This is a genomic window from Paraburkholderia phosphatilytica, assembly GCF_003443895.1.
Taxonomy (GTDB): domain Bacteria; phylum Pseudomonadota; class Gammaproteobacteria; order Burkholderiales; family Burkholderiaceae; genus Paraburkholderia; species Paraburkholderia phosphatilytica.
On record NZ_QQOA01000062.1, the window covers coordinates 22,780 to 29,703 of the forward strand.

The 6,924-nt window shown below is 60.4% G+C and carries 5 protein-coding genes and 1 pseudogene; 3 read left to right on the forward strand and 3 right to left on the reverse strand.

Going from position 1 to position 6,924, the window contains the following annotated elements:
- The first annotated feature begins 48 nt into the window (after positions 1-48).
- Positions 49-1,278 (forward strand): carboxylate--amine ligase, encoded by a 1,230-nt coding sequence (locus DVS29_RS34675; protein WP_205962580.1) that lies wholly within the window; start codon positions 49-51, stop codon positions 1,276-1,278.
- Between the two features lie 122 nt (positions 1,279-1,400).
- Here DVS29_RS34675 and DVS29_RS34680 read toward each other — a convergent pair whose 3' ends face one another.
- Positions 1,401-2,588 (reverse strand): polysaccharide biosynthesis/export family protein, encoded by a 1,188-nt coding sequence (locus DVS29_RS34680; protein WP_118185505.1) that lies wholly within the window; start codon positions 2,586-2,588, stop codon positions 1,401-1,403.
- Positions 2,589-2,738: 150 nt separating this feature from the next.
- A complete protein-coding gene (locus DVS29_RS34685) occupies positions 2,739-3,899 on the reverse strand; it encodes a DUF1972 domain-containing protein (protein ID WP_118185507.1) in 1,161 nt (386 codons plus the stop codon).
- Between the two features lie 448 nt (positions 3,900-4,347).
- Between DVS29_RS34685 and DVS29_RS34690 the strand changes: the two genes are divergently transcribed.
- Together DVS29_RS34690 and DVS29_RS34695 are read left to right on the forward strand one after the other, a co-directional pair.
- Positions 4,348-5,268 (forward strand): glycosyltransferase family 2 protein, encoded by a 921-nt coding sequence (locus DVS29_RS34690; protein ID WP_118185509.1) that lies wholly within the window; start codon positions 4,348-4,350, stop codon positions 5,266-5,268.
- A gap of 48 nt (positions 5,269-5,316) precedes the next feature.
- Entirely contained in the window at positions 5,317-6,825 is a 1,509-nt protein-coding gene (locus tag DVS29_RS34695) for a flippase (RefSeq protein ID WP_164708056.1), read from the forward strand.
- 12 nt (positions 6,826-6,837) lie between these two features.
- On the opposite strand, the pseudogene DVS29_RS37685 reads toward DVS29_RS34695, so the two are convergent.
- A pseudogene (locus DVS29_RS37685) lies at positions 6,838-6,924 on the reverse strand (IS5/IS1182 family transposase); the annotation flags it as partial.

The window sequence follows — 6,924 nt, forward strand, 5'->3', positions numbered from 1 at the left end:
ACTGGTCCGGTGCTTCGCTCGCCGACCAACATTCGAAGGATATGACTCATGGTCGGCAAGTACGAACACGGGAATACAGTGACGGCGATCGTCGTCGGCGCGGAACTTAATGGGCTTGGCGTCGTTCGATCGCTTGCTCGCGGAGGCATTCCGACCGTCGTGGTCGACAGCGACCCCGGGCGCGCCGCGATGCACTCGCGTCATGCACGCCGTCATCTCGTTCGCAGTCTCGCCGGCCCGCAATTCGTCGAAGACCTGCTGTCGCTCGGCGCGCAGTTCGAGCGTCCTCCGGTGTTGCTGCTCACCGCGGAAGAGTCGGTCCACGCGGTATCCGAACACCGCGATCAGCTCGCTCCGTGGTTTCGCTTCAGACTGCCTTCGCAGGAACGCGTGCGGACGCTTTGCAGCAAGGCGGATTTTCATGCGTTCGCGCTGGAACACGATTTTCCCGTGCCGCGCACGGTGATTCTGGAAAATCCCGCCGACATCGGCATGCTCGCGCAGTTGCAGTTCCCTTGCGTGTTAAAGCCCGATGACAAGCGCAACGTGCTGAACGGTCAGAAGGACCGCGCGGTTCGCGTGACCACGCTTGCGCAGGCGACCCAGGTCGCGGCCGACATGCTCCGCACGCCGGGCGGCATCGTGGCCCAGGAGTGGATCGAAGGGCCGGAGAGCAGCATCTACTTCACGCTCTTCTATCGCGGCGAAGATGGCAACGCGGTCGCGGCGTTCACGGGACGCAAGCTGTCGTGCTATCCGGCGGATGTCGGCAGCACGGCCGTGTGTGTGGCCGCACCGCAGGCACGCGAAACGCTGGAGTCGCTGACGCTTGCCTTCGCGGAACGCGCCGGCATGGACGGCATGGGCAGCATGGAATACAAGTGGGACGAGCTCAATGGCCGCTTCGTGATGGTCGAACCCACCGTCGGCAGAACGGACTGGCAGGAGGAAATCGCGACGCTCTGCGGCGTCAATCTTCCTCTCGCCGCGTACTGCCACGAGCTGGGGTTGCCGGTGGCCCGCGAGATGGATGTGCAACGCCAGTTCGCATGGCGCGCGACGCTCGTGGAGCGTGCTCCAGCGCACTTGCTGGACCGGCGCGCGCGCATGGTCGACGGGTATTTTCGCTGGAACGATCCATTTCCCGCCTTGCAGTTCTATTGCCTCAATCATCCGTTCCGCCGCATGAGCCGCAGATGGAACGAGATCGTCAAGGCGCGCAACGTCGACACGAATCTCAAGTCGGGCAGCGAATACCAGCAACAGCAGCTACCGTGATCGCCCGCGCGGGTTTTACGGTCCCACGCTTTCCAGCTAGCTGAACGCAGCAGATCCCCAACAGGAAAAAAGGGCGGAACGTACGATACGTTCCGCCCTTCTTCTTCGCAATTTCCGTATCGCTACTTGGTCAGGATCGCCGTGGTCAAGCCGGCATTGATCGCGGGCAACAGCATGTTCAGCACGCGATTGAATTTGACGAGCGCACCGTTGTCCACGTAGACGATGTCCTTCGATCTCAGCTGAAACTGGTTCGCGAGCAGCATCGAGACCGGAGAGGTGGCGTCGAGATGGTAGACCTGGAAATTTGCCGCCTGCGTATCGTGGCTGACGTCATAGCCGCGAATCACATACAGCTGCTTCGCCTCGGCTGTGTTCGGATTCAGGCTGCCGGCCTGCGATATCGCTTCGGAAAGCGTCAACCGCCCATCCTTCATCGGCGTGATCGTGGCTGGACGGTTCACTTCGCCCATTACATAGACGCCGTTTTCGTCGCGGGCCGCGATACGCACGATGTCATGCGGTTTCAGCAGAATATCCGACGGGTTATGGCCCGAGCGGATCAGTTTCGGAAGATCGATCCGGATCGTCTTGCCATTGCGTGTCAGGTCGACGCGGCTTTCGTCGGCATTCGACGTAAAGCCTCCCGCCCGGCTGACCGCCTCGGCAAGCGACATCGGAATGTCGTTGATCTGCAGGTCGCCCGGTGTATGCACTTCACCGTCTATATAGATTTGTCCTGCGCGGAACGACGCCACGCGCACGGTCACTTCGGGATCCTTGAAAGTCTTTTTGAGCGCGTCGCGTACCCGTTTCTGGATATCCTCCGTGGTTCGGCCCACGGCCTTGATCGAGCCCGCGTACGGAAAGTGGATGTTGCCCTCGTCGTCGACGACAAAGCCCGGCGCCGGGTCGGGCGCGCGTGTCGTCTCCATCGATTGTCCGAGCGCGGCGGCAAGTTCAGGATGGTCCCAGACCGTAATCTGCAGGACGTCGCCACGGCCAATCCGGTAGGAAAATCCGGACTGGCCTGTGCGGTAGGGATCGTCCGCCGGACCGATCAGGCTCATAACCTCTTGCGAAGGCTGGTCTCCGTCCGCGTCGGTTTTCATCTTCCGGATCAGATCGAGATTGATATCGGTGATCGGGACCGGCAGATCCTTTTGCGGCTCCGGGCTGTATTCGCCACCCGTCTCGACGACAGTGGGCGGCGTGATCATGCGCTGGCCCGGAACGACCGAACAGGCGCTCAATACGACCGCCACTGACAACAGCACCAGCGCGCGAATCGACAGATCTGGAAAGCACATGGGTTGCGTCTCCCCGCTGAGATGTTCAGTCGCTCATGTGCGTATCAAGCACACCGATTGCCTATCCTAAGAATGTTCGGCGCGGTGAGCCACCCGAATCAGGCGACGAATGTGGGGTTGCGTACGTGAGCCCGCCATCCGGTTGCGCGTTCACCGTTTCAACGTCGCGCCGGTCGGGCTGCTTGCCGTCACATCCGATTGCACGTACCGCTCGAGCAGCGACTCGTACTGTTCGAGGATGCTGCTCCAGCGGAACCTGTCCGCAAAGCGCTGTGCGCTGTTCGCTCGCATTTGCGCAACGGCCTGGTCATCGCGCAGCAGCTCTCCTATATGACGATCGCATTGCGCCTGCGATTCGAAATAGCGTCCGCCGGCGCCTGCGACCCATCGGTTGAAGCGGTTGTCGTGCGCAATGATCGCACTGCCCGCCCCTAGCGCTTCGACCAGCGACGGGTTCGTGCCGCCTACCCGGTGACCATGCACGTAAAACCGCGCATGAAAGCGCAGCGACTTCACCGTCTCCGGGTCATAGATGGCTCCCGGGAACACGACCTCGTCGCTGGCGGACTCCACCACTTCGCGATGGAAGCCACGTTCGTTCGGTCTGTAGTCGCCAAGCACGACGAGTTTCGCACCGCGCCTTTTCTGCGAAAACGCTCGCACGATCTCGAGTATCGAATTCTCCGGCTCAGGTCGGCCGATCACGATGCCGTAGTTGTCCGCCCTCAACGCATAGCGATCCAAAGGCTCCGTGCTGGCGTTGTCGACGCGGTCCGCACCGTATGCGATCGTCGAAATTTTCCTGCGCGAAACGCGCGTCGCGAGGTGATCCGCGATGGCCGGATGGTCCGCGATCAGGTGTTCGCCCGTCCAGCAGCCAATCCGCTCGTTGGCCCACAACCACGCGCGCTCATGCTTGCGCCATTTGTCGCGGCGCCATTCGAGGCCATCCATGTTGATCAGGTTGCGTACACCAAGCAGCCTCATCCATACGCAGAAGATCGCTGTGTTGTATCCGAGCGTGAGCGCAACGCCGGGACGCATCCTGACCACATCGCGGACACACGCCCAGTCGAACTCGATCGTGCCGGCCGCGCCCGAACGCTTCACGGGCAACGTAATTCGATGGATGCCCGCCCACGTGTCCTCGATTCGCCGGGAAACGGACGGGTCTCCCTGACAGTAAACCGTGACTTTCCATCCCCGCTGGGTCAGATACAGCGCCAGCCGCTCCGCAAAGGTTTCAAAGCCACCGTGCCGGGCAGGGATTCCACGAGTGCCGAGTATCGCGACGGAATTTATCGTGTTCATCGTCGGAAGGAAGACTGAAACGATACAGATAGGTAGTCCTGCTAATTCATGACATGCGATGTTTCCGGCAGCGGATTTTTTCTGTCTCGATGCTTTAATAAATCAGACGATATTCACGTCTGAAATGTGTCCTTACCGCAGCTGTTTTTGATTCTATTAGCGTCGCCTGGATAAGGACTCGAATCTCAGAATTTGTCAGCAATCGTCGTGAAAACCCACACGCGACAATCGTTTTATTCGCGCGACGCGGATGAGATTCGCGCTGTCGCAATCTCGCTACGGGAATCGCTGGAGATGTGCGAGGTATCGCGCGTTGAGCAGCTGATATTTCCGACAATAGCTGACGATATGTTGACGGCCTGACGCCGCGTGCTATGTTGAGTATCTAAAAGATTGCGCGTCTGGCAGAACGCCTGCCTGCGCTTAATGACCGGGGGATGAGGGGATCATGCCGCTAAGTCAGATAGCAGTCGTTCTGTCCGCCTACAATGGCCAGCAATACCTTGCTGAGCAGGTCAACAGCATTCTCGCGCAGGAAGACGTCGACGTAAGACTGTTGATCCGCGACGACGGATCGCGGGATGCCGCGGTCGAGTGGACCCGCGAGCTTGCGTCACATCATCCGAAGGTGAGCTTTGTCGCGGGCGCCAACAAGGGCATCACCGGGAGCTTCCTCGCGGCGCTCGAACAGGCCGATCCAGCGTGCGAGTTCTTCGCGTTTTCCGATCAGGACGACGTGTGGTATCCCCGCAAGCTCGCGAACGCGGTGGAAACACTGCGTAGCGCGCCGGATCCGGATTCCCCGCTGCTCTATTGCTCGAAGCTGGAACTGGTCGACGAGAAGCTCGGTCACCTTGCTTACACGAAAACGTGGCGCAATATCAGCTTCAAGAACGCGTGGTTTCAGAACGTGGTGTGCGGCTGCACGATCGTCATGAACCGGGCCGCCCGTCAGCTCGTTTTACGCGGCACCGCGACGGATAGCATCCTGATGCACGACTGGTGGTGCTATCTCGCCGTCTCCGCATTCGGTCATGTGCTGTATGACGATCGGCCCAGCATCATGTACCGGCAGCACGGCAACAACTATATCGGCGCCGAGGCGAGCCTGCCCGCGCGCGCGAGGCGCAGACTCATCCGCACGCTAAACGGCGTCTACGGGCGATTCCCTTCGGAGCAGAACGATTTCTTCATGGAAGTGTACGGTCAGGAATTGACGGAGGACATGCGCCGTTTCGCGGAGAAAGCCATCGACGCGAGGCGGAGTCTGCTCAAACGATTCGCACTCGCCTGGTCTCGTGAAATCAGTATGCAAACCCGGATCGAAGACATTTTCACGCGACTCGGCATCCTGCTCAACCGGTACTAAACGACCCGCCGTTCCATGACCACCCGGAATCAGGCTGAAACACAACACATGCCGCGAAACCTCTCGCTTTCCAGGAACCTGTTCTACAACCTGAGCGGGGCCGTGTTGCCGGTCGCCGTTGCGGCGGTCTGCATTCCCGTGTTGATCCACACGATCGGAACCGACCGCTTTGGCCTTCTGACCATCGCATGGACCATCATCGGCTATTTCAGCCTGTTCGACTTCGGGTTGGGCCGTTCGCTGACATGGCAGGTGTCCCGTCGCCTTGGCGAAGGACGGCAAGGCGAGATTGCCGCGATCGTCAGGAGCGCCCTCATCCTGATGACGCTGCTGAGCTTGATCGGCACGCTGGTCGTGGCCGTCTTTTCAGGCGAACTCATCCGCTTGCTGAGGGTCCCGCAGGCCCTGATCGGTGAAACCCGGACCACGCTTTTCCTGCTGAGCGCGTCGATTCCGCTCGTCGTGCTGACGAGCGGGTTGCGCGGCGTGCTGGAAGCGTTCCAGCGCTTCGACGTGACCAATGCCATTCGCGTTGTGCAAGGCGTCTGGACGTTCGTCGGGCCGCTTTGCGTGCTGCCGTTTACCGTGCATCTGCAGGTGCTGGTGACCGTGCTCGTGATTGGCCGGCTGGTGACGACGATCGCGTATGGTGTCGCTGCCCTCAGAGTGCTGCCGCCAGCAGATCACACGAAACGTGTGCCGACTCTTCGGCAGAGGGAGATCTTTGCGTATGGCGGCTGGACGACGCTGTCCAACATCCTGTCGCCGGTGATGGACTACATGGACCGATTCTTCATCAGCTCGATCCTTGGCGCCGCGATCGTCGCGTTCTACACAACGCCCTATGAGGTCGTGTACCGGCTGAACTTCATTTCCGAGGGCATCCTCGGCGTGCTGTTTCCGTTGATGGCGAAACGCATGGCGCACACGCGATCCGACGGGACGGACATGCTGAGTCTCGGCACGAAACTGATCACCGCGCTTCTGTTTCCAGCCACGCTGATCATTCTGCTAGCCGCGCATCCAGGCCTGCGCCTGTGGCTAGGGCCCGAGTTCGAACGGAAAAGCGCACTCGTGCTTCAGCTCCTCGCTGTAGGCCTGTTGATCAACAGTCTTGCGAAGGTGCCGTCGAATCTGCTGCAGGCAAACGGCCGCTCGGATGTCACGGCCATCCTGCATATCGTCGAGGTGCCGATCTACGTGGTCTGCCTGCTGTGGGCACTGTCCCATCTGGGCATCGCGGGCGCGGCGCTGGTCTGGACGTTGCGCATGTTGCTCGACCTGGCGTTGCTGCTGTGGATGACCAGAACGATGGTCGCCGTTCCGCTTAAAACGCTAAGGAACGTCAGCGCGCTGGCAGTGGCGCAGATCCTCGCACTCTGCGGCGCGATCGTCGTGGTCGCTCCGGGCTGGAGTGTGCTATACGGAGCGGCGGTGTTGCCGGTGTTTGCGGCGGGGTTCTACCGGATCGTGCTGCTGGATTCGGAGCGAACCGTGCTGCGCGAGTATTCGCGCAGGATCCTTGCGTACCTCACCCGCAAACCGAGTCCGGGCTGACTTTAAGAAGCGTTAACAAAATGATTTTTGAAGGTGGCGCCAACAGATGATGCAGCAGGCCAGCTTCAGGAAAGCTTCGTGAATGAAGGCAAGGCGCTC

Bases quoted from the DNA above. Each gene is read 5' to 3' on its own strand.
- DVS29_RS34675 (WP_205962580.1), top strand. From the start codon at position 49: ATGGTCGGCAAGTACGAACACGGGAATACAGTGACGGCGATCGTCGTC.
- DVS29_RS34680 (WP_118185505.1), bottom strand. From the start codon at position 2,588: ATGTGCTTTCCAGATCTGTCGATTCGCGCGCTGGTGCTGTTGTCAGTG.
- DVS29_RS34685 (WP_118185507.1), bottom strand. From the start codon at position 3,899: ATGAACACGATAAATTCCGTCGCGATACTCGGCACTCGTGGAATCCCT.
- DVS29_RS34690 (WP_118185509.1), top strand. From the start codon at position 4,348: ATGCCGCTAAGTCAGATAGCAGTCGTTCTGTCCGCCTACAATGGCCAG.
- DVS29_RS34695 (WP_164708056.1), top strand. From the start codon at position 5,317: ATGCCGCGAAACCTCTCGCTTTCCAGGAACCTGTTCTACAACCTGAGC.